At 41.7% G+C, this 25,262-nt stretch carries 30 protein-coding genes and 1 pseudogene; 7 read left to right on the top strand and 24 right to left on the bottom strand.

Translation table 11 applies throughout. The features are described 5' to 3' along the window. Nucleotides 1-11: 11 nt before the first annotated feature. Complete coding sequence (locus tag N8M93_RS11975; protein ID WP_261132130.1) at nt 12-512, bottom strand: hypothetical protein; 501 nt, start codon at nt 510-512, stop codon at nt 12-14. A 353-nt stretch (nt 513-865) separates the two neighbouring features. Between N8M93_RS11975 and N8M93_RS11970 the strand changes: the two genes are divergently transcribed. After that, nucleotides 866-1,306 (top strand): cell wall hydrolase, encoded by a 441-nt coding sequence (locus tag N8M93_RS11970; protein WP_261132128.1) that lies wholly within the window; start codon nt 866-868, stop codon nt 1,304-1,306. 45 nt (nt 1,307-1,351) lie between these two features. Here N8M93_RS11970 and N8M93_RS11965 read toward each other — a convergent pair whose 3' ends face one another. From N8M93_RS11965 to N8M93_RS11935, 7 genes and pseudogenes are all read right to left on the bottom strand, one after another. Beyond that, complete coding sequence (locus tag N8M93_RS11965) at nt 1,352-2,167, bottom strand: DUF817 domain-containing protein (protein WP_261132126.1); 816 nt, start codon at nt 2,165-2,167, stop codon at nt 1,352-1,354. A gap of 24 nt (nt 2,168-2,191) precedes the next feature. Beyond that, nucleotides 2,192-2,410 (bottom strand): helix-turn-helix transcriptional regulator, encoded by a 219-nt coding sequence (locus tag N8M93_RS11960; RefSeq protein ID WP_261132124.1) that lies wholly within the window; start codon nt 2,408-2,410, stop codon nt 2,192-2,194. A 10-nt stretch (nt 2,411-2,420) separates the two neighbouring features. Then, nucleotides 2,421-2,889, bottom strand: a pseudogene (locus N8M93_RS11955) (DUF2975 domain-containing protein). A gap of 461 nt (nt 2,890-3,350) precedes the next feature. Further along, nucleotides 3,351-3,806, bottom strand: coding sequence for an SRPBCC domain-containing protein (locus N8M93_RS11950; protein WP_396125553.1), 456 nt, complete (start codon nt 3,804-3,806; stop codon nt 3,351-3,353). Between the two features lie 182 nt (nt 3,807-3,988). Further along, the gene (locus N8M93_RS11945) at nt 3,989-4,537 is read right to left on the bottom strand and encodes a DUF4871 domain-containing protein (RefSeq protein ID WP_261132123.1); all 549 of its coding nucleotides are present in this window, start codon (nt 4,535-4,537) and stop codon (nt 3,989-3,991) included. Nucleotides 4,538-4,547: 10 nt separating this feature from the next. After that, nucleotides 4,548-4,988 (bottom strand): GNAT family N-acetyltransferase, encoded by a 441-nt coding sequence (locus N8M93_RS11940; protein ID WP_261132120.1) that lies wholly within the window; start codon nt 4,986-4,988, stop codon nt 4,548-4,550. A gap of 82 nt (nt 4,989-5,070) precedes the next feature. Continuing rightward, nucleotides 5,071-5,664, bottom strand: coding sequence for a DedA family protein (locus tag N8M93_RS11935; RefSeq protein ID WP_261132118.1), 594 nt, complete (start codon nt 5,662-5,664; stop codon nt 5,071-5,073). Between the two features lie 162 nt (nt 5,665-5,826). Here N8M93_RS11935 and N8M93_RS11930 point away from each other — a divergent pair, with 162 nt between their 5' ends. Continuing rightward, entirely contained in the window at nt 5,827-7,320 is a 1,494-nt protein-coding gene (locus N8M93_RS11930) for a M1 family metallopeptidase (protein WP_261132116.1), read from the top strand. A 114-nt stretch (nt 7,321-7,434) separates the two neighbouring features. Here N8M93_RS11930 and N8M93_RS11925 read toward each other — a convergent pair whose 3' ends face one another. From N8M93_RS11925 to N8M93_RS11905, 5 genes are all read right to left on the bottom strand, one after another. Next, nucleotides 7,435-7,722 (bottom strand): hypothetical protein, encoded by a 288-nt coding sequence (locus tag N8M93_RS11925; RefSeq protein ID WP_261132114.1) that lies wholly within the window; start codon nt 7,720-7,722, stop codon nt 7,435-7,437. Nucleotides 7,723-8,126: 404 nt separating this feature from the next. Then, on the bottom strand, nt 8,127-9,587 hold the full coding sequence (gene katA, locus N8M93_RS11920; RefSeq protein WP_261132112.1) for a catalase KatA: 1,461 nt from the start codon (nt 9,585-9,587) through the stop codon (nt 8,127-8,129). A gap of 315 nt (nt 9,588-9,902) precedes the next feature. Continuing rightward, a complete protein-coding gene (locus N8M93_RS11915; RefSeq protein WP_261132111.1) occupies nt 9,903-10,697 on the bottom strand; it encodes an alpha/beta hydrolase in 795 nt (264 codons plus the stop codon). A gap of 26 nt (nt 10,698-10,723) precedes the next feature. Continuing rightward, the gene (locus N8M93_RS11910; protein ID WP_261132109.1) at nt 10,724-11,041 is read right to left on the bottom strand and encodes a TIGR04104 family putative zinc finger protein; all 318 of its coding nucleotides are present in this window, start codon (nt 11,039-11,041) and stop codon (nt 10,724-10,726) included. 194 nt (nt 11,042-11,235) lie between these two features. Further along, nucleotides 11,236-12,084 carry a DUF1206 domain-containing protein gene (locus N8M93_RS11905; protein ID WP_261132107.1) on the bottom strand — a complete coding sequence of 283 codons (849 nt, stop codon included), beginning with the start codon at nt 12,082-12,084 and terminating at the stop codon, nt 11,236-11,238. A 135-nt stretch (nt 12,085-12,219) separates the two neighbouring features. Here N8M93_RS11905 and N8M93_RS11900 point away from each other — a divergent pair, with 135 nt between their 5' ends. Together N8M93_RS11900 and N8M93_RS11895 are read left to right on the top strand one after the other, a co-directional pair. Beyond that, nucleotides 12,220-12,489 carry a hypothetical protein gene (locus N8M93_RS11900; RefSeq protein ID WP_261132105.1) on the top strand — a complete coding sequence of 90 codons (270 nt, stop codon included), beginning with the start codon at nt 12,220-12,222 and terminating at the stop codon, nt 12,487-12,489. 29 nt (nt 12,490-12,518) lie between these two features. Beyond that, a complete protein-coding gene (locus tag N8M93_RS11895; protein WP_261132103.1) occupies nt 12,519-12,794 on the top strand; it encodes a hypothetical protein in 276 nt (91 codons plus the stop codon). A gap of 430 nt (nt 12,795-13,224) precedes the next feature. Here N8M93_RS11895 and N8M93_RS11890 read toward each other — a convergent pair whose 3' ends face one another. From N8M93_RS11890 to N8M93_RS11880, 3 genes are read right to left on the bottom strand one after another with little or no spacing between them, the layout of a single operon-like run. Beyond that, nucleotides 13,225-13,743 (bottom strand): GNAT family N-acetyltransferase, encoded by a 519-nt coding sequence (locus N8M93_RS11890; RefSeq protein ID WP_261132101.1) that lies wholly within the window; start codon nt 13,741-13,743, stop codon nt 13,225-13,227. Nucleotides 13,744-13,770: 27 nt separating this feature from the next. Beyond that, on the bottom strand, nt 13,771-14,355 hold the full coding sequence (locus N8M93_RS11885; RefSeq protein ID WP_261132099.1) for an SCO family protein: 585 nt from the start codon (nt 14,353-14,355) through the stop codon (nt 13,771-13,773). Between the two features lie 10 nt (nt 14,356-14,365). Continuing rightward, on the bottom strand, nt 14,366-14,779 hold the full coding sequence (locus tag N8M93_RS11880) for a FixH family protein (protein WP_261132097.1): 414 nt from the start codon (nt 14,777-14,779) through the stop codon (nt 14,366-14,368). 182 nt (nt 14,780-14,961) lie between these two features. Here N8M93_RS11880 and N8M93_RS11875 point away from each other — a divergent pair, with 182 nt between their 5' ends. Further along, nucleotides 14,962-16,617: a YecA family protein gene (locus tag N8M93_RS11875; RefSeq protein WP_261132096.1), complete on the top strand. Its 1,656-nt coding sequence runs from the start codon at nt 14,962-14,964 to the stop codon at nt 16,615-16,617. Nucleotides 16,618-16,725: 108 nt separating this feature from the next. Here the strand turns inward: N8M93_RS11875 and N8M93_RS11870 are convergent, their stop codons facing one another. From N8M93_RS11870 to N8M93_RS11840, 7 genes are all read right to left on the bottom strand, one after another. Next, complete coding sequence (locus N8M93_RS11870; RefSeq protein WP_261132094.1) at nt 16,726-17,223, bottom strand: hypothetical protein; 498 nt, start codon at nt 17,221-17,223, stop codon at nt 16,726-16,728. Nucleotides 17,224-17,360: 137 nt separating this feature from the next. Then, nucleotides 17,361-18,047 carry a response regulator transcription factor gene (locus N8M93_RS11865; protein WP_396125550.1) on the bottom strand — a complete coding sequence of 229 codons (687 nt, stop codon included), beginning with the start codon at nt 18,045-18,047 and terminating at the stop codon, nt 17,361-17,363. A gap of 18 nt (nt 18,048-18,065) precedes the next feature. After that, a complete protein-coding gene (locus N8M93_RS11860; protein WP_261132090.1) occupies nt 18,066-19,493 on the bottom strand; it encodes a cell wall metabolism sensor histidine kinase WalK in 1,428 nt (475 codons plus the stop codon). A 96-nt stretch (nt 19,494-19,589) separates the two neighbouring features. Then, on the bottom strand, nt 19,590-19,799 hold the full coding sequence (locus N8M93_RS11855) for an SHOCT domain-containing protein (protein ID WP_221563360.1): 210 nt from the start codon (nt 19,797-19,799) through the stop codon (nt 19,590-19,592). A 97-nt stretch (nt 19,800-19,896) separates the two neighbouring features. Further along, nucleotides 19,897-21,441: a hypothetical protein gene (locus tag N8M93_RS11850; RefSeq protein ID WP_261132086.1), complete on the bottom strand. Its 1,545-nt coding sequence runs from the start codon at nt 21,439-21,441 to the stop codon at nt 19,897-19,899. A 32-nt stretch (nt 21,442-21,473) separates the two neighbouring features. After that, nucleotides 21,474-21,641 carry a hypothetical protein gene (locus N8M93_RS11845; RefSeq protein WP_261132085.1) on the bottom strand — a complete coding sequence of 56 codons (168 nt, stop codon included), beginning with the start codon at nt 21,639-21,641 and terminating at the stop codon, nt 21,474-21,476. A gap of 474 nt (nt 21,642-22,115) precedes the next feature. Further along, nucleotides 22,116-22,940 (bottom strand): hypothetical protein, encoded by an 825-nt coding sequence (locus tag N8M93_RS11840; RefSeq protein ID WP_261132083.1) that lies wholly within the window; start codon nt 22,938-22,940, stop codon nt 22,116-22,118. A 261-nt stretch (nt 22,941-23,201) separates the two neighbouring features. Here N8M93_RS11840 and N8M93_RS11835 point away from each other — a divergent pair, with 261 nt between their 5' ends. Both N8M93_RS11835 and N8M93_RS11830 read left to right on the top strand, forming a co-directional pair. Next, complete coding sequence (locus N8M93_RS11835; RefSeq protein WP_261132081.1) at nt 23,202-23,807, top strand: bifunctional 4-hydroxy-2-oxoglutarate aldolase/2-dehydro-3-deoxy-phosphogluconate aldolase; 606 nt, start codon at nt 23,202-23,204, stop codon at nt 23,805-23,807. Between the two features lie 67 nt (nt 23,808-23,874). Continuing rightward, complete coding sequence (locus N8M93_RS11830) at nt 23,875-24,078, top strand: hypothetical protein (protein ID WP_261132079.1); 204 nt, start codon at nt 23,875-23,877, stop codon at nt 24,076-24,078. 110 nt (nt 24,079-24,188) lie between these two features. On the opposite strand, the gene N8M93_RS11825 is transcribed toward N8M93_RS11830, so the two are convergent. Continuing rightward, on the bottom strand, nt 24,189-25,253 hold the full coding sequence (locus N8M93_RS11825) for a nitronate monooxygenase family protein (RefSeq protein ID WP_261132078.1): 1,065 nt from the start codon (nt 25,251-25,253) through the stop codon (nt 24,189-24,191). Nucleotides 25,254-25,262: the final 9 nt, after the last annotated feature.

Genomic DNA, 25,262 nt, shown 5'->3' with positions numbered 1-25,262 from the left:
CTCTCTCCATTCTATTTTTCTTTTATCCAGTATTCCGAGCCATCGGAACGGATCCCATTGATCGGATAGTTGTAACCCTTGGGCTCGAAATAGTACCAGTACCGAGGTGAACCTTCTACAGAACGAAGTGGCACCGGATCATCACCGACAAATATCTTTTTGACAGAAGGTTCAGTAACTAATCCAAAATAAATCCATGAACCATTTACAGAATCAATCCCCCATTCACCATCGAAAATGGAAGTCCCTTCTAAATGCCATTTTCCATCCGCTTTCTTGAAAAAACCAAGGTACAGATGTTCGTTCAGTTCTTCGTCCTCTGCATGATAAACGACGACACCGTAGTCCTGATTCTTATTTTTATGGATGACCTTAAGCCCTTCTTTAGATTTCAAGGTATGCTCCACAACCTCCTCAAAATCACTTTTATCGACAAAACCTCCGCTTTGAACATACCAATTTCCAATCGACAAAAAGATGAGGGCAATGATTCCAATCCAAAAATTACGCATCAAAACAACCCCAACAATATGTATTTCAACCACCTGTTTTATTTCTGTAAATACATGACAAAATCCTGTCGAAAGCTGATGGATTTTTAGCTAGATTCGTCACTTATTGCAATCCTTTATATTTCAAAATGGTTTGTCATCGTCTTTAATAGATTCGTGTTCCGAGTGCATGATTGAAGGTAAAACCAGGTTAACAGACCCCCAGATTGGTGTTCTGAATGCGCGATGAAGGGAAGAACCAGGTTAACACGCACTCAGATCTCATGTTGTACCTTTATAACGATGTAATCTTAATTTAGAAATAATGAAATCAAAATAGGCTTTTTTCATACACTATTCTTGGGGTGATAAAAATGGGAAGAGTAAAATACACGAATTCAGACGTCGACTTAATGGCCAGGATGATGAGAGCAGAAGCCGTAGGTGAAGGAAAACAAGGAATGTTATATGTAGGAAATATCATTGTCAATCGTGCTATAGCAGATTGTTTAGACTTTAAAGATGTAAGATCAATTAATGACGTCATTTATCAAGTACAAGGTGGAAATTACTCTTTTGAAGCTGTTCAAAAGGGTAATGTATTTTATAACAGAGCGCGGACTGCTGAGAAAAGATTAGCAAAGAAGAATTTGGAGTATTGGAGGGAACACCCGGCGAAATTTGGCCTTTGGTATTTCAATCCATATGGTCCATGTCCGCAAACATGGTACGGTCAACCTTTTTCTGGTCAATTTAAAAAACATTGTTTTTATGAACCAGAAGCAGGGACCTGCGACAGTGTTTATAGGGGTTAATCAGCTTTTTCTTAATCCCACTCTATAAAAAGGGAACTTGCAGGCTTAAAGTGTTCCCTTTTTATAGTCTCCAGGAAGACCAGTTTGCGAAACCTTAGCCGAACCTTCCCCCTTAACTTGTTTTAATGTCGCCACTATAAGAAAGCTGACAATCACCAGTAATAGCCATGAACTCACCTTCCCCAGATGTACAAGACTCCATGCCTCTCTTTGATTCGGGTATTGCCATGCTCCAAAGAAGGTTGCGATATTTTCAGCTATCCATATAAAAAATCCGATAAGCAGAAAAGAAAGTGCGAGTGGCATTCTGTAGCGACTTCCATTAACCGCATATGTGACATATGATTGCCAAAATAGAATGATTATAAGTCCCGATAACCACCACCGGACATCCATCCAATAATGATGAGTGAAAAAATTCAAATAGATTGCAGCTGCTAGAGAGACAACGATCCAAAATGGTGGCCACTTGACCAATTGGACCTTCAACCTCCTCCACGCCTGGCAAAGATAACTCGCCACACTTGCGTACATGAAACCACTATACAAAGGCACCCCGAAAAATTTGGAATACCCTTCCTCGGGATAAGACCAGGAACCCATATGCACCTTGAAAAGTTCAAGTGCAAGCCCAATAATATGAAACAATGTGATAACTTTCAATTCATCCCATGTTTCAAGTCCAGTACGTACCATCAACCATTGCATCAAAAGACAGATGAGGAGCAGCCAGTCATAGCGTGGCAGGAGGGGAAGCGGTACGATTTGTGTGATTGCCAGAGAAGCAAAAATGACGACAGGAAACAAACAGGAAAGGGCTTGCTCCCAACCAAAACGAACGAATTGTTTAAGTGCACTCATGATTTGTGCCTCCATTAATCTTCTTTACTGATCTTCTTTTTCACTTTTATATTCTAAAAGATCACCTGGCTGACATTCTAAAGCTTCGCAAATCGCCTCTAAAGTTGAAAAACGAACTGCTTTAGCTTTACCGTTTTTCAATATAGAAAGGTTCGCCATCGTTATTCCAACCCTCTCGGAAAGTTCTGTCACACTCATTTTCCTTTTAGCCAGCATCACATCGATATTGATAATAATCGCCATGTCATTCACCTCAGACCGTTAAATCATTTTCTGATTTTATATCGATGGCTTCTTGTAAAAGCCTTTGGAGAACTGCAGCAAAGACAGCGATCACCATTGGTGCAAACGTAAGGACCATACCGATAACGATGACTCCTGGGGCCTCGTCTTTCTCCCCAACTAGATAGAAAGCAAATACAAGACACTGATTGTGGTGGCACACGTTTTGATATTCTTCAAAGCTCTTACAGACAATTCCGAGAACGCTTTTTTCTGGTCATATAAATCAGCAGTTGGAACGCCTGATACAATGCCATGAAAAATGGAATCGCTGATGCATACATACCGATCAGGACTGGATACACCAAATAGGCAAACTCCCAATTACTTTTTGATACATCAATTGCAATCCATGGTAACCAATAGAAGCACAAACCGAGAATCGGAATTGCAAGCAGAAAAACAACCACCTTTAAGAAATTTGTTGAACCTCGATTCATAGAACCCACCTCACTTGGTTTTTGTCATTATAATTATAAGTTATTATTTATCGTTTTACAATAAATAATTATCCTTTATCACAATATAATTATCGTACACTCTTTCTCCAATGTTGATTTTTGCAAAATCCACTCCCTTTCTGCGGGCGATCCGAGAGCCTCCTCGCGAGTTCCTCTCTGTGGGGTCTCGCTTCGCGCGCTTTTCCCGAAGGTGTGTCGCAAATTTCGCTTCAGTCAAACCTCCTATTCGGAAATCAACCCGGAAGTTTAACAAAGCCAAATAAAAAAGTAGAACTCTTATTTTTAAAAAGAGGTCTACTTAAGATAAATACGATTCCTGCTTCTCGCATGGATGGGAAACATTTTACGCTCCGCCTTTTTCATGCTGATGTTCATTCTTATGTACCATACTTTTTACTTTTATAAACAAAGTATTTCAGTTTAATAGGTGCAGTTCGAGTTTACCCCTGGGACTGTTCTATCATACACCTGTCTAGCTGTTCAAGTACAAACGGCCATGCCTGTTCATGCTGGTCCTTTGATTCCTCATCTGGAAACCCTGCGTGTGTAAGGCGTATTCGGGTGCCATTGCCGCATTGTTCAAGTTCAACTGTAACAACGGTCTCAGCTCCCTTCGTCCCCCTGGCGCCAGTTACCCACGTTATTTCGACGAGACTGTCTTGCTCAAGCTTCAGAAATCGTCCGTAATGAGGATGACGTTCATTTTCAAATTCAGTTTCAAAAAAGAAGGTAGTGTTTACTTCTCCCTGCATAATTACGCTCCCAGGTACCGCGAACCACCGGTCAAACTGGTTTGTCCACGCTTGGAAGAGCACATCTGGTGGTGTTTCCATCATACGTTCTACAGTTAAATGAAAAGGTCTTGTTGAAAGATCAGGTATGCTAACAGGCTTCATAATCATCACTCCAATTTCATTTTGATCTTCATCTGAATTTTAACACGAATATTCAATTTTCTTGAAAGGTGTTGCTACTGTACAATCTGCCCCGATTGTTGAAGATCTATCGCATCCATTCACTCCGTTAAACTGCCGGTTTACAGAATACCCAAAATTCACACATGCATTGTACACCTGACCTATTCCACCTCGACCACGATATGATCGATGTAGTTGTCTCCCAGGAATACGAGCAGTGCCCATTTTCCCGTTTCTGTCAATTCCATATTGGAGGGTAAGTGTGCATCTGCTCTGTTGTTCGGTCCTGCCAATTCTGAAGTTGACCACATGAAGGAAGTATCTTCCCCATTACTTAAAGCTGGTACAAGGGTATAAGGCTCGTTTTCATTGACCGCTACGACAGACAAGTTCCCTTCAAGCTGGTCACCCCAGAAATGCCACATGTATTTGTTCCCCTGGTTGGCAATGAATCCAGTATCAATGAAACCTACCTTCTTTTCAATTCCCCTTAGCATATAATTGCCGGTTTTAAAATCAGGAGTGACTTCCCAATTGATCTCTTCAATCATCTCTTCAGTTACATCCACCTCCAGCTCATCAATGATTTCGTGATCATCGATGAATGCAGAACCAGGTTGAATCGGGCTTCCGCTATAAAACGATAGGATCCCTGTGACAACGAAAAATATGAAAAAACCGAAAAATACCCAGATTACTACCCTGCCCATAAACACGCTCCTATTTTATTTTCTTGTACATCAACTTATGAGGTCCGATCGGATGTATATCGAATATGTCACCGATAGATTTCAAGCCCATCTTTTCGTAGTATCCACTCACCGTCGTACGAGCGTTGCACCACCAGACCTCTGTACCGCGCCCTCTCAATTCTTTTTCAGCAGTCTCAATCAATGAACGCCCTGCACCTTGACCTCGGGACGTTTCAACTGTGGCCATCCCTCTCAACCTGTATTGATTTTCTCCAGTGATCTGTGGATTATCTTCTTGATAAAAGGACGCGACGCTGATCAGCACATCATTAGCAAAAGCACCTAAATGAAAAGACTCCTCAGAAGCATCGCTAGCATACTTACATTCTTCTAATGTCTGTTGCGGCCGTAAAATCTTTTGTCTTAATCCATATGTAACTTCTGGCTTGATCAATTGTATTTTTATCATGACAGCATCACCTCAACCAAATTTTAACATATTCATTCATACGAAAACCGTACAAGTTTCACACTGCACGGTTCTCTTATGTCTATTCTTTTACAATATCCTTGGTAGAACAGCTTTTCCTTTTATAATAACGGTACACGATAAACCCGCTGACAGCAAAACCGAGGGCAATGAACACATACATTTGAAATTCATCCAGAAAGCCTGTCACAGATTTCAGATTACCTGTACTTCCGAGCCACAGCATTGTTGCAGTCCACGGAAGGATTCCGATTAGGGTGAGGATCGAAAACTTCAACCGGTTCACTTTACTGACACCGGCGACATACGAAATGTAATTCCCAAGACCGATCGGCCGTGTGAAAGCGATACTCCAAATCCCGCACTTTTGGAACCAACGCTGCGCCCTCTCGATTTTACGAGCATTCGTCTTCTCTTTCAATTTATCTTCGAGCTTATATCCGATTCCATAAGGTATGAAACTGAACGCAGTATACACACCACTAGCTAGCATAGAATAAGAGAAAACCTCCGTCAGGGAAAGGTTGAGGAAGTAGCCGAAGGTAAGAGTGACCAGCCCTCCTGGAAATGGAATGGACGATGCTTCTAACGCAAGGCTTGCAAGCAATCCCCATACCCCGAAATCTTTAATGAGTTGTACGACAAAATCAAACATAGAGTCTCCTTGTGAATCGGATATTTTAATCATGTAGTATTCTAGTTCTTCCACAATTTTCGCCAATGAAACATTCTTTACTCATTTTGAAAAGGGAATATCTTCTAGCTGTTGAAAATTATACTTAGATAAACATGTAAAAAGATGTATTTGGGGGTTTTTATGAAAAAAATCTTATGGGTTATCGGGATGATTGGAGTGGGGTTGGCCGTCGTTTTGTATGTTGCAGAGGATCGAACGGATCTCCTTTCTGTGTTCAGCTCCAAGCCCGATCTGGTAGATGTGAATACAGCTTATGAGGTGGACGTTGAAGTATTTCCTGATGAGAGAACGGCTAAAGCGACTATGAAAGTTTATACGAAGAACGATACTGGCAAGACTCAGGATAAAATCTATTTTCAGGTGCTCGGTAACAAGTTTCATGACCTTGACAAATTGACAAGTGAAGGCTGGCGTGATTACTTAGGTCCAGCACCTGAACCGGGCGGATTAGGTTTTACAAAAATCACCCTTGATGGATCGGTCACTGACTATACTCTTGAAGACACGATACTTGAAATCCCACTTGAAAACTGGAAAGAGAACGAGACCATTGAGCTGACGATGGAATTCGATATCACCGTTCCATTCAATGAAGGGATCTTTTCCTATACAGAAAACAATATCTATTTTGCGAATTGGCTTCCGATCCGAGCTGTGTATGAAGATGACGGATGGTATAAGAACGAGTTTCACCCAGTCGGCGACTCAGGCTACTATGAACCAGCGGATTATACTGTCAATGTCACCCTTCCGAAAGCATATCAAATTGCAAGTACGGGCGTGGAGACATCTGAACCAATCGAATATGAAACGAAGAAAACCTATGAATTCGAAGCTGAAAAAGTCCGGGAATTTGCGATGTGTGTGATGGATCAGACATATCAGGTAAAAAGTGAGGAAGTTGATGGCATTACCATCCGGAGTTGGTATACACCTGATTCGGAGGAAGGATTTGAAACCTATCACTCTGCTGCAGTCGAAGCTTTTAAGCATTTTGAAAGATCATTCGGCGACTATCCTTATGAAGAATTCGACGTGGTTCCCGGTCCTCGTACATTCTTGGGCATGGAATATCCAGGGATGACAGTCGTCAACAGTGATTATTACCAGACGGGAGAAAAATTCTTCATTCCGACCATTGTGCATGAAATCGCTCATCAATGGTGGTATGCGGTTGTAGGGAACAACCCGATCGAAGCCCCATGGCTCGATGAAAGCCTGACAAACTATTCGACACTGCAATTTTTAAAAGAGTATGAACCAGGTCTTGCGGTTGAACATGCGGAGCGATATGCAGAGAAAACTGCACAATTGCCTGCTCTCTCGAGGAACGGTCACACCATTGAAAGTCCGACAACGGAATTCCAGGATAGTGAGCTCTATGCTGCGCTCATCTACGGAGTTGGACCACAGATGTTCAATACCCTGGAAAAAGAGTACGGTGTGGAAAAAATGAACGAAGCACTCGCTTATTACTATGAAAATAAACAGTTTGGATTTGCAACGAAGGAAGACATGCTAGCCGCTTTTATAAAAGTCATCGGACCTGAAACCGAAGACTACTTTAACCAATGGTTGGAGGGTAACCCTGTAGAGATGGAAGAGATCCAATGAGGAGAGATGTACAGAAAGTCGTTAAAATCTTTATGGGATCAGATTAAATAAGTATTGCAGGGAAAACTCAGGCAATGTTTCTGAGTTTTTCTTTGTTTATATATAGGTCCTCTATTATCTGCTCAATCGTTCAATTTCTGATTCGACGCGATATACTCTTTTGTTTAATACTTCCGTCTTATTCTCAACATGCTCTATAATCTTATCTGTATATGATCCCAGGCTTTCAATCAGGTTCTTTTGTAATCTAGCTTGACCAACTTCTAATCTATGTTGTCCTTCTTTTAAGTCATTCATATCAGATTTCAATTCAGTCATATCCGTCTTCATCGATTTTAGTTCACTCATATCTGTCTTCATCACTTTTAACTCATCCAATATTTGTTTTAAAACCTGTTCCATAATCCAACCTCCTTTCGATTTTACTTTTATTATACCATCCGTAATAGATAGGTTAAGTATAAAATATTCACTTAAAGAAAGTATAAAATACTTTCTTCAGTATAAGGGCAACTAAGGCTCGACCTACAAAAGGCTTGGTCTCGCCAAGTTTTCTTTAAAATTCATTGATTTCCGCTCCAGGATGATCGTTTTCCGCGGGCATGCGGTGAGCCCACAGGACAAGGAAAGCTTCAGCAGCGTAACATCACACGAAGAAAATGCGATTTTCATTTTCGAGGAGTCTCGCACCTTGCTCTTCAATCAATTTGCACAATGTGAGTTTTTTAAAATGACTCAAAAGCAACTAGAAAAGATCCAAATAGAAAGAAGGACGACACGTTTGTCATCCTTCTGACCTCACCTTTTCATTTAACTTCTTGCGGTACTGCCAATCCTAAGCCTTGAGCGACTTTTTCACCGTATTCAGGATCGGCTTTATAGAAATGCTGGATCTGACGAAGCTTGATGTCATCCGATTCAACACCGGACATCGCGTCGACGATATTTTTCACAAGCCGTTCACGCTCGCCTTCATCCATCAAGCGGTATAGATTACCTGCTTGAGTGTAATGGTCGTTGTGGTCATATGGAACACTTTCTGCCACTCCAGATACAGGGTATGCTGCTTGTTTATTTCCAGGAGATTCGCCTGGTCCCCCCTGGCTGTTCGGCTCGTAATAAACGGAACCGCCGCCATTGTCATCGAATCTCATTTGACCATCACGCTGATAGTTGTTCACTTCGTTTTTCGGGCGATTGATCGGTAGTGCGTTGTGGTTCGCCCCCACGCGGTAACGATGTGCATCAGAGTAAGCAAACAATCGACCCTGAAGCATTTTATCAGGAGAAACATCAATTCCTGGTACGAGTGTCCCTGGTGAGAACGTCGCTTGTTCAACTTCAGCAAAGTAGTTTTCCGGGTTTTTGTTCAAGACCATTTTTCCGACTTCAATCAACGGGTAATCCTTTTGGGACCAGACTTTCGTCACGTCGAACGGGTCCCAGCGATAACTGTTTGCATCCTCCAGCGGCATGATCTGAACATAAAGCTTCCACTCAGGATAGTCGCCATTCTCGATCGCATTGAAAAGATCCTCTGTATGGTAATCCGGGTTTTCCCCAGCAATCTTCGTCCCGACCTCTTCTGTCAGATTCTTGATTCCCTGCTGTGTTTTGAAGTGATATTTCACCCAGACACCGTCTCCATCGGCATTGACCCATTTGAACGTATGGCTTCCGAATCCGTGCATATGACGGTAAGTTGCCGGAATACCTCGGTCAGCCATGAGAATCGTCACCTGATGTAACGATTCTGGAGAAAGGGACCAGAAATCCCAAACCGCATTCGGGTTCTTCAAGTGTGTTTTCGGATGACGCTTTTGTGTATGGATGAAATCAGGAAACTTGATTGCATCACGGATGAAAAAGACTGGTGTATTGTTTCCAACCAGGTCATAGTTCCCTTCTTCGGTATAAAATTTCACTGCAAAACCACGTGGATCGCGGACTGAATCTGCAGAACCGTGTTCTCCTGCAACAGTAGAGAATCGGACGAAAAGTGGTGTCTTCTTTCCTACTTCAGACAAGAAATCTGCTTTCGTATATTTGCTCACATCATTCGTCACTTCGAAATAACCATGAGCACCTGCCCCTTTCGCGTGGACAACACGTTCCGGAACACGTTCACGGTTAAAGTGAGCTAATTTTTCAAGGAGGTGTACATCCTGGATTAGCGTCGGACCACGAGAACCGGCCGTGATCGAGTTCTGGTTGTCCCCAACTGGCGCACCCCAGCTTGTCGTCAAATGCTTCTTATTCTTACACATTCTTCAATCACCTCATCTATTAATTGAGTACAAAACAAATGATATCACTTATCAAGAAAAAATCAATATCTTTTTATAATTATTATAATGTAATATCTGGTATAAATAAAGATTTGTGCTTGGGACTTGTATTTCTGTAATATCCTCACTCTTATCGCTCGTCTGTACAGATGTCGAATGATCAAATGTTGATAACAAAATCTTGTATATAAAAATGAGGTTGGTATTATCCAACCCCATTGTCTTGTAAGATAGATGAATATGCAGTTATATCCAGAAGATTTCCGATTATCATTGATTGCTTCGTTTAATGCTTTAAGATTGCAGTTCTGTTTTCACCTGATCTTGAAGAATGAATCCGGTGAATGCTGGCACTCTTTTTTGGAAGGCGTTGTAGTTATGTTCTCCTTCATCTATTACATTGAAAGTTGTATTGGACACCTTTTCTTCAAGCAGCGAATAAATGCGTCGATTCGAATCGAGGAACCCGGCATTGATATACTCATCATTCGTTTCCGTCGTGCCGCAATCGAGATAGATTCCTTCGATTTTGGAGAAATCCGCTTTTTTTATCAAAGATTCGATCTCTTCCTGGTTGCGCCAAAACCCCGAGGATAACCCAGCGACTTTGGTGAAAATGCCTGGATAAATGCATGCGGCATATGTAGAAATCAACCCGCCTAGAGAAATTCCAGCCATCATAGTATGATCCGTCCTCGTTCTGTACTTTTCGTCGATGAGCGGTTTCAGTTCATTCACAATGAACTTGATGTACTCTTTGCCTTTACCGCCAAGTTCACGCTCATCACCAAATTTTGTTTTACAGTACTCCCCGTTCACCCAGGGACAATACTGGTTGACGCGCTCTTCAAATGTTGAGGGCTGATCAATTCCGATCACAATCAAGTCAATATTGTGCTCGTCTAGATAATTTTCAAGTTCCAATGATTTACCACCCGCCGCATCTTCGTCCCGGAATACATTCTTCCCATCATGCATGTACATGGTTGGGTAATGTTGATCCAAATTATCATAGGATTTTGGGAGGTAAACCCGTACATTTCTCTCTTGGTTGAATGGGGTCAGGTTAATCGAAAACATTTCAAGCATTTAGAATTCACCTTCTATGTTTATAATCACCAAAGAGGTTCTTCGGTGTTCGTCACTTCCAAAAAAAATGGAGAAATGAAAATCATTGCAGCAAAAACAGAAACATTCGATAAGTATAGTGCCATTGCAGGTACATCGATGATTAAGAAGTCGATGGCTGCCATTACACATAATAGAATGAAAGGTACTAGGACCAAATAACCAACCATATTTCTGCGGGTTTTTGCTGATATGTATTGCTCTTCGCCACAATATGGACAGGTCATTTTATTATTGAACCGGCACTGTTTTTTAAAGGTTTGTCTCCATGTCCATTCATGGTGGCAATTTTGACATGTCGGCATAAAACCACTCCTCTATGTAATAATTCTACGATTCTCTTCACACTTCCTTCCAAATACAGTTAAAGAAGGCTAATTCCCACCCAAAACATAAAGGAAACTTCAGGCTCTTGACGTTGGGTGAGCTTTAGTGGTCCTTATACCTTCTTTAAATACAAAAAAAGAGCATCCCCGTAAGGCTGCTCCTTTCCTAAAATCTATTCGATTCTCATATGTCTGCTTTTTCCTTTCCAAACCTGGAAGACTCCATATAAGAACAGACCTACAGCGATGACTCCAAGCATGATTTGACCGTAAGGCTGGGATGAAATTTTACCAAGCGCACCATCCAGGCCGATCATTTCATCAGGATCTGCTGTCCATGCCGTAACAACTAAAAAGAACCCAATGATAACGAAAGTAAACCCGCGGGCCATCAACCCAATCCTTCCAATCTTTTTTCCGACTCTCAATTCATTTGAACTCATCTCATGTATTTTGAATTTATGAGTGAACTTCTCTTTATATCCTCTTTGCATCTGTCTCAATCCAAAGCCTACAATGATCACACCGATGATACCTACAAACCAGATACCAAAGGGCTGGCTCATTAATTTTGCTGTATAGGTTTGCTGTGAACTCCCTGTATCACCGGCATGCATTGCATACTTGAAGGCTTTCAAAGATAAACTGGCGTAGATGACGCCACTGATGAAATAACCGAGGCGGACTCCGGTTCCTTTTAGGCCGGTGCCTTTATTTTCTGGATCCATGAAAGTTTGAATAAGGCGCCAACAGACATAACCGCTCAAACCGACCCCCACGATCCAGAGTAACACTTCTCCAAAGGGTTTAGTCGCAACAGACGCAAAGGCGCCGCTTGTATCAGATGTGCTGCCCCCGATCCCTGCAGCGGCCATCATTGAAAGGAGCCCGATAAGTATGTATACAGTCCCTTTTGCGAAGTACCCAAATCGTGCAAACCCTTTGATCCAAGGTTTTACATCGTTACTTGCATCTCTCACTTTTTCACTTGTTTTGATTTTTGCACGAATCGTGTCCATCATCCTAAAAACTCCCTTCTTCTTCCATGGCCTTTAAATACCCCCGAACGACCAAAAGAAAACTTTAACCTAAAAATATTAAAAAGGAGAATAGTATGGAAATAGGGAAACATTACAAGAAGAAATGAGGGGTAGGGAATGAAACGGATCAACTTTTATTTTGTGATAGTGTTTTTGATTCTTTTGAACAGTGTGCCTGCTCATGCAACAAGTTGGGAAGAAATGAAACCTGAGCAAGTAGAAAGAAAAGCGAATATCATAGTGCTTGGTACATATGACTTTTCAGGTTTACCGATAAAGGGAAAAAGATTTTCGGCGGCTATGATTTCAATGTTCAAAAAGTATTCAAAGGGGACGCGGATGAGATCATCACTGCCTGAATCGATGCTTTTGACAAAGGCAGGGTAGAAGAGTTTCAACAAGAAGGCGGGGGATTTTTGCTGTTTTTAGAGGAAAACGAAGGATTCCACTTCCCGACACCCGTCGGCGGTCCGAATGGTATGATTCAAGTGATGAATGGAAATGTCGTTAATGAAAAGGTCTATAAAAAGAATTTTTATGAGCAACTCATGATGACTGGCTCAACTGCCCCCTCTCAAAATACAGACGGACAAGCTAAGTCATTTTTTCAAAGTGCCTGGCCGATCATCTTAGTAGCAGGTTTTGGCTTGTTGGTATACATTCTTGTTAAGCGTAGACGACGGAAAGCTTAACCCCATGCGAGCCACTTGCAATTTGTCTGTCCCGGACCATCTTGAGCAATTTCTGAGTCATCTTGAGCAATTCCGAAGGCATCTTGAGCAATTCCGAAGGCATCTTGTACAATTTCGAGGGTATCTTGTGCAATTTAGTAAAAAAGACCCGCAATCTAACTTACTGAGGAAGAATTGCCCGCAATTCTTTCCATATTTGAATGTGTTGAGATGAGTAATTCAGGACATCTTGACCAATTTCGAGGTCAATAGGAATATTCATCCAATTTTCTATTGATGCACAAAAATAGCAGACACAAAGACCTTATCTTGTGAAAAGTATTGAAAATCAGCTGCTTTGTTCAGAAATAGTGGCTCTGGTGTCCGCTAAATTTTTCTGTCTAGCACTCTTTCAAGCATCATCCTCTTGAAATAACAGCTTGGTCATTTACTAGACTGCTGAAAAAGCTTCTGGATATTGCACTGTGCCTTCGATTCCGTCCAATATACCAGGCATAGCTTCATAGACCATGAATGCTTCATCCGGAACTTCAAATGGTGGGTGGATTCCTTTCGTACTCGCACGGACAAAACCGAACCTTGGGTAAAACTTCGAATGGCCGAGAACGATGACCGCATCGAAACCTGCCTCTACACAACGTTGAAGCCCCTCCTGTACCAATGCAGAACCGATGCCTTTATTTTGCCAGTCAGGTTTTACAGCCATAGGTGCAAGGGCTAGCGTTGGTTCACTACCGCCAGCTGTTTTTATAGAGATCCTGCTGAAAAGGATATGCCCGATTACATCTCCATCTTCTGTTACAGCAACTAGCGACAACTCTGGAATAAACGCGTCAGAATTACGGATCCCTTCAATCAATCTTGCTTCATTCTCTTGCCCAAACGCAAGGACATTCACTTCTTTTATCTTAGGAATATCAGTTTCATGTTCTGCTCTGATCTTGTACAACCTCGTCTCCCCTTTTCTTAGCTTCCGTTATTGTTGAAGTGCTTTAATGTCTTGAATAACCGCTTTATCATCTTCATCTGACCGATTCGTCCCACTATAGCGGGTTACAACAGTTCCGTTTTGATCTACGAGGTAAAAAGAGGTCCCATGTGACACCTGATCGGAAGCAGATGTTTTCTGTACAGCAGCTTTAAAGCTCTTTTCGGCAAACTCTTCGATTTCTCCTTGTTCATAACCGGTTAAAAAATGCCAGGTGGAAAAATCAGCATGATGCTTTTTCCCGAATTCTTTCAATTTTTCCGGTGTATCCACTTCAGGGTCCACACTGAATGAAACGATTTGCACATCTTTTAATCCTGCCTTCTCAATATTCTTCTGAAGGCTGGCCATACCATTCGTCATCGGAGGGCACACCGTCTTACAGCTTGTGAAGATGAAATCAGCCACCCACACCTTTCCCTTCAAATCTTCCAAACTGGCAGTCTTTCCGTCCTGGTTTGTAAAATTGAACGATTGGACCTCGAAGTTGAAATCATCTGGTTTTTCCAATTCCTCTTCTCCACAAGCTGCTAAAACCATCATCATACAGATCAAACTAAATATTTTTTTCATGTGAACACCTCTATTCGTTGCTGACAATCACCTTTTTCGTCGGCATGGTATGCATGTCCCGTGCTGTTACATGGGACTGGACAATATATTCACCTTCCTGTTCAAAAGAGTGTTTTACTGAATAAACGCCGTTACCTTCATTTTCAGCTTCAAGATTGATGCTTGTTTCCTTGGCTCCTTCCAGCCATATTTCAAACTCGACTTCTTCCGCATCTTCGACTTTTTCATCCCCTTGTATCACTACAGCCTCGAAGTGTCCAGTTTCACTTTTAACAAGTGTATCAGGGCCATGAAGCTGAACTTCCAACATTTCAGTTGAAACCTCTTTCTTTTCCTTATGCTCCGCATGTTGTTCACGATCGCCGCAAGCTGTCAACGCAATAGTCATAATCAAAAACGGAATCCACCGGTTCATTTTTTTCATATATCCAAGTCCTTCCTATTGATTATTCATAGTGTTAACGTCTCTGCTTCCATTCTAAACCTGCTGACCCAAAGTAATGTGTGAAGATTTAAAGAAAATTCTGCTACATGACCATCTTTGGGGAATTCTTTTTCACTGGTAGCTTTTCATGATAGTATTCTAGGTAGAAGGAGGTCACCTTGATGAAAACAGTTGGCAGGAACGATCTTTGCCCTTGTGGCAGCGGTAAAAAATATAAAAAATGTTGTCTCGAAAACGATGATAATGTCATCGATTTTTTCCACGAAAAGAAACAGCGCGAATTCTTCAAACTTTATAATAAGTTGATGGAATATACCGTGCTTGAAAACGAATCATTGAAAGACTTGTTGTATGAAAGGATCGATATCCCTTCTTTCGATAAGGAGCATACTCAATATATTCTTGAAGCCTCTTATTCCTGGAGCACATTTCACATGCCTGTTTCTGGTGAAGAGACGCCCGCAGAGCTTTTTCTTAAAAATACTAGACTATCAAATGAGGAACGTGAGACGGTTGAAGAATGGCTCCAATCTAAACCATCACTCTATCGGATAGAAAACCATGCAAACAATCAATGTACGTTAGTTGATCCTATCAAACCTGAAGAGAAGCACGTCGCAGTATTAGAGAATATTCCAGATGGTCCGCCTATGGATGGATATTATTTAGTTGGAGCATTACTCCCTTTCAAAGAAAAGCTCTTTATCAATGGACCACCGATTTTCGTCCCATTTCAAGTCATAGGAGAACTTACAGAAAAAATATGTTCGATTGATCATCAATTGCCACCGCAAATAAACCTTGTAGAACATTTCCCTGAGATTATCCAGGAAGGGTTCAAACTGATGTATGGGCTTGAGCAATTGGATGAGTTTGATGATTATGATGAAGATCTCACTCCATTGGAAGCAGAGGTTTGGGAATGTTTTGAACGGAATACAGTTGAGATGTTTTCAGACGAAGAAATGTGTGTATTTTATAAGCTATGGGTCGATTATTGCAGTTACACGTTTCCGCAAATCACAAAGCCTGAGTCCTATGCGGCTGGATTGGAATATGTCGCTCATACGTACTTTGAAGAACGCCAAGTCACACAAAAGGAGATTGCCAAAAAGTATGGCGTGACTGCCCCAACGATTTCAACACGTAGCCGATCATTCATTGAGTTCATGGAGGAAATCAAACCTGAAATCGAAGATAACCCATCATTGCTTGAAGACTTGGACGGGGAGTTTGATATAGAAGAACAGGCAGGATTCTTTTTTGATATCATGATTAAAGAACAAGAGAAACTCGGCCAGAATTTCATCAATGAAAACAAAGGGCATTTATGGATGGTTATGGAAGCACGACCGTATATGACTGCAAAGTTCAATTATGCTGAATGTGAATTGGAGCTGGAAGAACGTGACTTCGCATTAGATTTACTGAGAGAACTTCTTGAGGAAAATCCGATGGATAATCAGGGTGTCCGCTACGTCCTACTCCCAAATCTGATCGAAGAAGGATTGTATGAAGAAGCACGAGAGCTGATCAAAGAGTATGACGAAGTAACAGCAAACTTCGCGTTCAACAAGGCACTTTTGGAATATAAAGAAACACGGAACTTTGGTAAAACATTGGAATTGTTGAAAGAAGCGGATTCAGTCAATCCACATGTTAAGGAATTCATGCTTGACCGCAAGGAAATACCTCCAGAACCCCCGATGTATATTGGGATGGGAGACGAAAACGAAGCAATCGACTATGTCATGAACCACTTTGAAATCTGGATGGAAGAGGAACCATTAATTGCACTGCTAGCACAAGTTGAATAGTGTTGTATAGAAAAACCAATAGAAGCTGGACGATGCTCAGCTCAATTGGTTTTTTCTTTTTGTTTCTGTTGATGAACCTTGTCGGAAAAGGCTTAATTTACAACCCCTTTACGATTTCCGTCTCCCCCATGGCTTGAAGACAGAAAGGATGTACATCGTTACGAGAAAAATGATTTGAAGAATGATGCCAATGACCAGTTCGATCTGATTGGTTACGAACTCAGGGTTTTGCAGCGAATTGAGGCCATCGTTTTCCACCATTGTCAAACCATTGAGTGACCAAACATAGATTCCGACCATACCGATTGCAATGGCAAAGATCGTCAACACCTCTTTGGCGATGATCCAATAATAGCGTACAAAACCCCATTGGGTCATAGCCGAAAGCAAAATACCGGAAATCACTGTACCGATCGTTGAAGCTCTTATCGAAGTCCTGCTCAATACGTTCATACTCGTATATGACGCCATCAAAATCTGCTGATCATCCGTAGCTGCAGCAGCAATGTTCAAAATCAAGAAGACGACAGTAGATCCTAACATGATCCCTGCAAACAGCAAATGGAGTGTCAGAAAGACTCTTTTCATCTTTAATCCTGTTTTCATCAGAAATGGACCTCCTGTATAAAATGAATTTATAAACAGGATAAGGACCATTCCTAAATTCACGTTGAAGAATTTCTTAAAAAAATCTTAAAAATCCACAAATGCCCTTTTGCGATTTTAGATTCAATAGATGTGCCTCATGCTTTAAAGCGATACCCTGCACCCCAGACAGTTTCGATATACTGAGGATTCGAAGGATCAGCTTCGATTTTTTCACGTATTTTTCTTATATGGACTGTGATCGTCGAAATATCCCCCAATGAATCGAGCCCCCATATTCTATCAAACAAGTGTTCTTTACTGAATACATGATCCGGATGGTTTGCCAAAAACAACAAAAGCTCAAACTCTCTAGCTGTAAGGGTGATTTCTTTCTCGTTCATCCACACACGTCGAGTGTTTCTCTCAATTTTCAACCCACGGATGTGCAGCTTATCTTCTTCTCGATCCTTTCCAAGAAAACGCTCATACCTTGTCAGGTGTGCTTTCACCCTTGCAACAAGTTCACCAGGACTGAAAGGTTTAACAATATAATCATCTGCCCCCAATCCTAACCCACGGATTTTATCGATATCTTCGGTTTTGGAAGTTACAAGCAAAATAGGTATGTCTTTTGATTTCCGAATGGTTTTACAAATTTCAAATCCATCTTTACCAGGAAGCATGATATCGAGCAGGATGAGTGAATAATCTTCGTTCATGGCTTTTTCCAGTCCCCTATCACCAGATGTTTCGATTTCTGTGGCAAAGCCATTGATTTCAAGGTAATCACGTTCCAGCTCTGCAATGCTCTTATCATCTTCAATGATCAATACTTTTTTCATGGCAACCACCTCTTATCTTTAAATCTTTTTTATCGTAAAAAAGATACGAGTGCCTTTTCCCGGCTTGCTTTCCCCCCATATTTTCCCCTGATGGTCCTCTACGATCCGTTTAGCAATCGCCAGTCCGAGACCACTTCCACCTGTTCCAGTATTTCGAGAAGGTTCGCTACGATAAAATCGGTCGAAAATGAAAGGAAGCGCGGATTCTCGAATACCTGAACCATTATCATGAATTTGGACGATGACTTGTTCTTTTGTACTTTCCAATCGTATCGTGATCGTCTTATCCTCTTTATCAAGATATTTCAAACTATTATTCAGGATATTCATGACAACTCTTTTGATCTTCTCCCGATCAGCTAACACATGGTAAGATCCTGTCTCATCAACTTCAATGGTAAGTCCGACTCCTCTCTGGACAAGGTCAAATTCAACCTCTTCCATCAAGTCTCCCATAAATGAACGGAAGTCTACTTCTTGGAAGTCGTAAGGCAACCGGTTCAAATCTAATTTTGAATACAAAGAAAGTTCGTCGATCAGATGATCCATATCCACAGCTTTTGTAAAAATCGTATTCAAATATCGATCCATTTTTTCAGGTGTATTCGCTACACCTTCTTGAATCCCTTCTACATACCCTTTAATTGAGGTAATTGGTGTCTTCAGATCATGAGAGATATTAGCAACAAGTTCCTTTCTATTCTCTTCATATTGTAATTGCAGGTTGATCGACTCTTTCAATTTGAGCCTCATTTGGTCGAACGTACGCGAAAGTTCACCTAACTCATCCTTTTTCTTAGTTTTGATTTCAAAGTCCAAGTCCCCTTCACTTATACGTCTGGAAGCTAGAGTCAATTCATTCACCGGGTTGAGGATGGTTCTTGACATCAGAAAGCTGAGTAATATATTTGTACCGATCAAAATCAGAAGGAGAATCCCGAACAATATTGGGAAAATGCTGAAATGGTCCATAGAATCAGGATTTTGTAATAGGAAAATCGTTCCTTCTGCTCCATCATCAAAGTAAAAGTCATAGGACCGAAGTGAAATCGGATGGCCAGCAATCCATTGTACAGGCCGTTGAAACCGATCATTGCCATAAGCAGGGAGGTCGTTGGAAGATATCTTATCCACGTCTTTAGATTGATAGATGATTTCTCCAGCTTTTCTAACAATCAATGAAGATCCAGTGGTTTCCAATTCATGAGCAAAGTCATTGAGGGAGGTTTCATCTTCCAGTTCATGTGGTGATATAGATGCGATCTTCTTCAACTCAGTAAATTCCTGCTCCACAACATCCGACCCAGATTTATTTCCAGGGCCCCAAATTTCATCAGATCCACCGAAAACCAGCGATATGATCAGTAAAACGGCTACGACAAATAAAATAACAGGAATGACAATCATTGCTATGTTTGACAGGATCAGTTTTTTTCGTATTGACATCCTTCTTAGCCTCCTTCCACCTACTCCAATCATATCCTATGGAATTGCTGGCTGCACCATACAGAAACACCGCTCGAATCGGGCGGTGTCTCTGATTCATTTTAAGTTTTCTTTGATTCTTTTGAACTCGGTTTCGTCGATTTCGCCACTGACATATCTTTTTTCGAGCATTTCCATCGCATTGTATGACCCGCTCCGATACCATTGCCCATTTTTTCGTAATAAAATGAGGTTCGTAACAAAAATCGCGATGAGTATGAAAAAGATCGGAAAAACAAACCAGGGGAAAAAACCGAAATGATGCATGTGAATCCCTCCTGTGAATAATGTATTGTTACTATCCACAGGATATCGCTCAGTCCTTAAATGCATCTATACAAAATATTAATCGTTTCTTAAATCTTCATGTATTGAAAATCTTCCTACCATTCAGTGTTTCTTGCAAGCTCGAAAAGGTGTGAGGTTCTCCGCATAGGCGCTCAACCCGTTCTTGCCAGGTATACAACTGGTTCGGTTCGATGTATTTTTCAAGGAGCTCTTGAAACACATCAACCTTTCCGTAAGGACTCTTAATCTTGAATTTACTACGGATCATATCTCTAATGGATAGCGCAAAGTTATAATCCTGGAAAAAAGCAGGATTCTCGACGTAAAACATCTCGCTTGCCGGATGGAACGTTTCCCCCTCAAACCCGAATACATGTCTATAGCATTCTGCTGCAACTTCCTCGAAACTTCTCTCAGGTTTTTTATACATTTCATATTCGACCAGGCTATAATAATGATTCATTTTCACCATATTCAAATTCAACAAATGATCCGCTTCTTCAATTTGGGTATACTCTTCATCCTGAATATCGAAGTTTTTTAGAAGAAACGATTGATCCGTGATGATCGTTTGGAATAATTCGGCTACACCTTCAGCCGCAATACTCGAATAAAAGCGATACAGTTCCGGATATTGGAAAGAGCTATAATGACCATCAATGGCATGACCCATCTCATGGATTCCCGAGAGAAATACAGAGTACGAATCCCTTTTGTTGAAGACCAGCTTGATTTCCTTTGGATTGATATTGATACAGAAACCACCATAGGGAATCTCCAAACCTTCAATGGATACAGGAAGTTGACGCAAAAGTACACCTAGACTATTGGCTGCATCGCTTAATGCCTCTTTCATTCGATTAGAATCAAAGCTTCTTGTTTGAAGTTGCTGAAAGTTGAACGTTGAATAATATTGGTCAGACTGATGAATCGTTTCCCAACCGAATCTTTCTTTTATTCTCTTATCCCAGTAACTAGAGGAGTCTGCTGATTTTTCTAATAGAATGTCCATTTCCGTTATGTAAGCTTCAATGTCGAGTTCTTTAAGGTTGCATCTGAAGAAATAATAGTTTACATGTCCATGACCCTTCGCAAGTTCATTCCGTTTCTGGATCAATGTTCGGAATAAACCCTCATTCTCTCTTCCTATTCTTTTGGATTCTAATAAAAGTTGCCTGCGAAGTTCACGATTCGGATTTTCCATAATTGTTGAATGAACGGTACCGAGATTATATTCATTTCCGTTTACAATAAACGTACTCTCCATAAGGTTCGATTGCAGTCTTTTTTGTATTTCAACAAGTTCTGGATGACTGTCCACCTCTTCCTCAGTCATCTTGGTCAGAAAAACATGCAGACGTCGATGCCACACTGGATCATCTTGTAAAATTTCTTTCCAGTAGGATAAGTTAGTTTTCGAGAACTCATTTGTCATCCATTCATGCTTGATCCTTTGAATGTCATCTAGCCTAGGATCTTGTTCACCCTGAGCGTACAGCTTGTAATAGATCCGCTCCTCTTCCTGGTAAAGTTGATCAAGTTTCTCGATCTCCTGGGTGTATGCTTTCTTCCATTCATCTACATCTTTAATATCAATTAAGCGTTTAAAATTAAGTTCCATGATCCACCCCATACAATTATGCTTGCTCCCCGTTACATATACTTTCTTTTCCAATCATTGTAAAAGGAAAGCAGTGTTTGATGCATTTCTCTCAACGTGATTAAAATTAAAAATAACATCATGAAGGTTGCGATTTCACCTGTAAAAAAAGAAATGACAGCGATGACAACTACCCAGAAATAGAACATTGTTTTATCCATTTGGCCATCCTCTCAATCAAATGATTCTTCCTAGACCAGTTCTTCTTTATGGAATTATATAGAATTTCCATATCTCTATGATAGAATCCTTCAACAAAGTTGAATCAGCAAACAGCCTTCCATATCATCGAGCGTGTTGCCGACAGGATTTGCAGAAAAATAAACGCAAAATAAGAGAGAGGCTGGAACAAATGAACTTTGTACAATAGAAAACCCGAACAATTTGTCCGGGTTTTCTTCAGTGGTAATAAATGAAGGTTCCGCTTCGTCAACATCCTTCGCTTTCCGCGGGCACGGCCTCAGCCTCCTCAGAAAGCACAAATTGCTTTCTTGCGGGGTCTTCGACTCGTGCTGTTCCCGCAAGAGTCTACGGATGTTGTCTACGCTTTTTGTCTTTCATTTTCTCCAATCTATTTTATTGTTTTTCTGTTGGCAGTTATAGTTTTGCCCCAGCCTCTTTTTTCATTTGTTGTTTCACGTATTGAACAGCTTTCCTTCAATCGCATCTACATATCTTCGTGCAGATCGCTGCACCGCTTCGTTCGCTTCAGTCCTCACGCTTTTAAGGAAGGCACTGTAGATCCGGTCAAAAGTCAAACCATGCACTTTTTCTGCGATTTCTTCCACTTTCCTTGCTGGCAGCGGGATCTGGTTCGGGTAGCTGTACATGAAACTTACCCAGTCCTGGTCCGCAACCACCTGGATGATGTCCCCGCTCAACAGGATCCCTTTCTGACTGTTTCCATCCGACCAATGCATAACTGCTCCACCTTTAAAATGACCGCCAAGACGATGGAGAGTGATACCGGACTCAAACGGCAGCTCTTCGCCTCCCCAGAATTTTATCCGCTCACACGGCTCCATCACCCATTGCCGATCGTCTTCATGGATATAAATCGGAGCTTCAAAGGTTTCAGCCCAATTTGCCTGCGACGAATAATAATGAGGGTGTGACAAAGCGATCGCGTCGATTCCTCCCAGTTTTTCAATGGTATCGATCGTCTCTTGGTCCAAGAACGTGATGCAGTCCCATAAAATATTGAAGCCATTTTGACGAACCAGATAAGCCGTCTGTCCGATACCGAAACTCGGTGTGGTGGTGATGCTGTACAGGTTTTCCTCTTCTTGCTTGATTTCGTTTCGATAGTAACCGCTCTCGACCATCGTTTGGAGCGTCGTCCATTCCTGTCCATTCGGATTGACATACTGCCGCTCTTCCTGGCATATCGAACAACTTTCAGGCACATGTTCACTTTTCGGATATTGCACACCGCAAGTAGTACAAATGTATTTCTCCATCATATTCTCTCCTTTAATTACACTTCTTTCCTTTATCCTAATCAAGCAAACAAAACGAAGAAACGAGCAAAAGATCGAAACTGACGTACAACTTTGGATGTATTCCAATCAGAAAAACACTGATATGGTTTTAAAATCCATCTAAGTCGGGAAAGCCTACAATAAGTATCCAAAAATACCCTTTTCCCGTCTGTCTTGATCGGCATGTGCGTGAAAAGGTTTTTCGCATATATTATAAATCTTTCAACCGAGGTGATCGTGATGTTGAATGAACTTAAAGAGGCGAAGGTCATCCCCGTTCTACGAAACATGCCCGATGACGATCTGACAGACATCGTGCAAGCCCTTGTAGATGGAGGGGCTAAAGCAATTGAAATCACACTAGACGAGCCGAACGGAATCGCAAAAATCAAAAAGCTCAAGAAAGAATTCCCTGAACTGTTGGTTGGAGCTGGCACCGTATTTTCCATTGATGATGCGGAAGATGCCATCAAGGTGAAAGCTGATTTTCTAGTATCACCGATCATGGTAAAAGAAGTCCTTCATTTCGCGAATAACCGTCACACGTTGTTCATCCCAGGGGTTTTCACACCTACTGAAATGGTCCATGCAACGATCCAAGGAGCATCAATGGTCAACATTTTTCCAGCCTCCGCCCTTGGACCCGAATTCATTGCATCCGTATTGGAACCATTTGAAGATATCCCGCTCATGTGTTCAAGTGATGAAAATGTGGCAGATTATATGAATGCCGGAGCAGAAGTGATCCGAATCGATCGTAACCTGATTACTGATCGGAACCTCGAAAACAAAGAATGGAACCTGATCAAAGGACGGTTTCAAGAATATGTGGCACAGGTAAATTAAAGCAGCACCCCTCCTGATGATAGTGGTATACTAGAGGAAGTACCATTTTTTTGGGAGGGGCTTTCGTATGGTTAAGTTCATGAGGTTTCTTTCCATCTTCATGCTGATAGGTTTTTCGATTGTGTATCTTTCAGAAAAATTTCCAGATTCATTTGTAGTTGCGGTCCCAGTAATTGTTTATGCTGCAATCGTCTTCTTGATCCTTGCTGTCGGTTACCTGATCCTCCATTATTGCAAAAGAATCGTGAGACTGTGGGATAGTATGGATTAATTCCCAGATGCCTAAAATTTTCTCTACAACTTGGTCGAACGCTACAACTTTTGAATTTTCTCTACAACTTGGAATTTATCTCTACAACTCAAGAATTATCTCTAAAACTATTAAAATGACAAACTACTTGCTTGGTCCATGATTTCTTTGATGATCTCTTCTGCCGTCTGACCTTCTTTGATGAGTCGGTTCCCTTGCCCTGACCAGAGGGACATGTACCCAGGCTTCCCCTGTTGCTTGGCTGCTGCCCGGATTTCTTTCGTAAGAAGGTTCTGGATTGGATAGTTTAGGGGTTCGATTCTGTTGCTTTGTAAAAAGTCCACAAACTGGTTGCGGATGGCGCGAGCCGGTCTGCCGGAAAAAGCGGCCGTCAGTTCTGTACTTTCTTCGTCGGATTCGAGCAATGCTTTTTTATAAGCAAAATCGGTTCCGCTCTCGGTTGCATTCAAAAACCGGGTTCCGAGCTGAATCCCTTCTGCTCCTAATGCTCGTGCTGCCACTAAACCTCTGCCATCCATGATACCGCCTGCCGCGATGACCGGAATCGAGACATGATCGACGACCTGGGGGATGAGCGCAAACGTTCCGATCGCAGCACCTTTTCCGTTTTTCACATCAAACGTCCCACGGTGGCCGCCAGCCTCCCCGCCTTGAGCCACAACTGCATCGACGCCTGCCTCTTCCGCCTCGATGGCTTCTTTCACAGTCGTCACCATCGTCACCAGATTGATTCCATGTTGATGTGCACGCTTGACCTGAACGTCAGTCGGTACTCCGAACGTTGTGGTAATGACGGGCACCTTCTCTTCTATTAAAATATCAAACTGTTCTTCATAATAGTCGGTGACCACGTGCTTCTGGGTAGAAGGGGTGATATCCAGGTCTTCATAGATTGGAAGAAGCTGCTGTTGGACAGAAGCTGTACGGTCGTCTTCTTGCAGCATTTCTACCTTGAAGAGGTTCACGGCAAATGGCCGATCCGTACGTGTGCGGATTTCCATGATCGCATTCCGGGTTGTTTCCGGTGTCAAATAACCTGCGCCGAGCGTTCCCAGACCGCCAGCCTCCGAGACCGCGGCTACAAGCTCAGACGTTGTAATGCCACCAGCCATGCCAGCCTGGACAATCGGATAATCAATCTTGAAAAGCGAACAAATCTCAGTTTTCATATTCATATCGATCAC

Origin of the sequence: Bacillus sp. Marseille-Q3570, from assembly GCF_946151055.1 — a bacterium.
Classification (GTDB): Bacteria; Bacillota; Bacilli; order Bacillales; family Fictibacillaceae; genus Pseudalkalibacillus.
The sequence above is the reverse complement of the archived record's forward strand: the minus strand, read 5'-3'. Positions and strand labels throughout refer to the sequence as shown.

Bases quoted from the DNA above. Each gene is read 5' to 3' on its own strand.
- N8M93_RS11975 (WP_261132130.1), bottom strand. From the start codon at position 512: ATGCGTAATTTTTGGATTGGAATCATTGCCCTCATCTTTTTGTCGATT.
- N8M93_RS11970 (WP_261132128.1), top strand. From the start codon at position 866: ATGGGAAGAGTAAAATACACGAATTCAGACGTCGACTTAATGGCCAGG.
- N8M93_RS11965 (WP_261132126.1), bottom strand. From the start codon at position 2,167: ATGAGTGCACTTAAACAATTCGTTCGTTTTGGTTGGGAGCAAGCCCTT.
- N8M93_RS11960 (WP_261132124.1), bottom strand. From the start codon at position 2,410: ATGGCGATTATTATCAATATCGATGTGATGCTGGCTAAAAGGAAAATG.
- N8M93_RS11950 (WP_396125553.1), bottom strand. From the start codon at position 3,806: ATGAAGCCTGTTAGCATACCTGATCTTTCAACAAGACCTTTTCATTTA.
- N8M93_RS11945 (WP_261132123.1), bottom strand. From the start codon at position 4,537: ATGGGCAGGGTAGTAATCTGGGTATTTTTCGGTTTTTTCATATTTTTC.
- N8M93_RS11940 (WP_261132120.1), bottom strand. From the start codon at position 4,988: ATGATAAAAATACAATTGATCAAGCCAGAAGTTACATATGGATTAAGA.
- N8M93_RS11935 (WP_261132118.1), bottom strand. From the start codon at position 5,664: ATGTTTGATTTTGTCGTACAACTCATTAAAGATTTCGGGGTATGGGGA.
- N8M93_RS11930 (WP_261132116.1), top strand. From the start codon at position 5,827: ATGAAAAAAATCTTATGGGTTATCGGGATGATTGGAGTGGGGTTGGCC.
- N8M93_RS11925 (WP_261132114.1), bottom strand. From the start codon at position 7,722: ATGGAACAGGTTTTAAAACAAATATTGGATGAGTTAAAAGTGATGAAG.
- katA (WP_261132112.1), bottom strand. From the start codon at position 9,587: ATGTGTAAGAATAAGAAGCATTTGACGACAAGCTGGGGTGCGCCAGTT.
- N8M93_RS11915 (WP_261132111.1), bottom strand. From the start codon at position 10,697: ATGCTTGAAATGTTTTCGATTAACCTGACCCCATTCAACCAAGAGAGA.
- N8M93_RS11910 (WP_261132109.1), bottom strand. From the start codon at position 11,041: ATGCCGACATGTCAAAATTGCCACCATGAATGGACATGGAGACAAACC.
- N8M93_RS11905 (WP_261132107.1), bottom strand. From the start codon at position 12,084: ATGATGGACACGATTCGTGCAAAAATCAAAACAAGTGAAAAAGTGAGA.
- N8M93_RS11900 (WP_261132105.1), top strand. From the start codon at position 12,220: ATGAAACGGATCAACTTTTATTTTGTGATAGTGTTTTTGATTCTTTTG.
- N8M93_RS11885 (WP_261132099.1), bottom strand. From the start codon at position 14,355: ATGAAAAAAATATTTAGTTTGATCTGTATGATGATGGTTTTAGCAGCT.
- N8M93_RS11880 (WP_261132097.1), bottom strand. From the start codon at position 14,779: ATGAAAAAAATGAACCGGTGGATTCCGTTTTTGATTATGACTATTGCG.
- N8M93_RS11875 (WP_261132096.1), top strand. From the start codon at position 14,962: ATGAAAACAGTTGGCAGGAACGATCTTTGCCCTTGTGGCAGCGGTAAA.
- N8M93_RS11870 (WP_261132094.1), bottom strand. From the start codon at position 17,223: ATGAAAACAGGATTAAAGATGAAAAGAGTCTTTCTGACACTCCATTTG.
- N8M93_RS11865 (WP_396125550.1), bottom strand. From the start codon at position 18,047: ATGAAAAAAGTATTGATCATTGAAGATGATAAGAGCATTGCAGAGCTG.
- N8M93_RS11860 (WP_261132090.1), bottom strand. From the start codon at position 19,493: ATGTCAATACGAAAAAAACTGATCCTGTCAAACATAGCAATGATTGTC.
- N8M93_RS11855 (WP_221563360.1), bottom strand. From the start codon at position 19,799: ATGCATCATTTCGGTTTTTTCCCCTGGTTTGTTTTTCCGATCTTTTTC.
- N8M93_RS11850 (WP_261132086.1), bottom strand. From the start codon at position 21,441: ATGGAACTTAATTTTAAACGCTTAATTGATATTAAAGATGTAGATGAA.
- N8M93_RS11845 (WP_261132085.1), bottom strand. From the start codon at position 21,641: ATGGATAAAACAATGTTCTATTTCTGGGTAGTTGTCATCGCTGTCATT.
- N8M93_RS11840 (WP_261132083.1), bottom strand. From the start codon at position 22,940: ATGGAGAAATACATTTGTACTACTTGCGGTGTGCAATATCCGAAAAGT.
- N8M93_RS11835 (WP_261132081.1), top strand. From the start codon at position 23,202: ATGTTGAATGAACTTAAAGAGGCGAAGGTCATCCCCGTTCTACGAAAC.
- N8M93_RS11830 (WP_261132079.1), top strand. From the start codon at position 23,875: ATGGTTAAGTTCATGAGGTTTCTTTCCATCTTCATGCTGATAGGTTTT.
- N8M93_RS11825 (WP_261132078.1), bottom strand. From the start codon at position 25,253: ATGAATATGAAAACTGAGATTTGTTCGCTTTTCAAGATTGATTATCCG.